The organism is Oleiphilus sp. HI0061 (assembly GCF_001635675.1).
In genome coordinates, this window is record NZ_LWFE01000159.1 from 1 (window position 1) to 479 (window position 479).

At 42.0% G+C, this 479-nt stretch carries 1 pseudogene; it reads left to right on the forward strand.

The window, feature by feature from the left end:
• Positions 1-99 precede the first annotated feature (99 nt).
• A pseudogene (locus A3735_RS01915) lies at positions 100-479 on the forward strand (DNA polymerase I); the annotation flags it as partial.

The following is a 479-nucleotide window of genomic DNA, read 5'->3' on the forward strand; positions in this document are numbered from 1 at the left end:
TTTTTCTTACTATACCACTGTGCCAGTGATTACTCACCGGACTTTTAATTTCAAAACCCAGCTCTTACCAGCATCTAAACAATTATAGATACGCAATTTATGACAACAAATACCGAGCAATCTCAAACACTTCCTACCGTTTTGGTGGATGGATCATCTTATTTATTCCGGGCTTTTCATGGTTTACCTCCTTTAGTTAATTCTAAAGGCCAGCCAACCGGAGCAATTAAAGGTGTGATCAGCATGCTTAGAAGGCTGGAAACCGACTATCCAGGCTCTAAAGTAATTGTGGTTTTTGACGCTAAAGGTAAGAACTTTCGTCATGAAATTTACCCTGACTATAAAGCGAATCGTCCACCGATGCCTGATGATTTACGTTCTCAGATCGCGCCGATTCACGAGATCATTGAAGCAATGGGTTTGCCTTTACTCATCATTCCTGATGTCGAAGCGGATGATGTGATTGGTGCCTTGGCGCA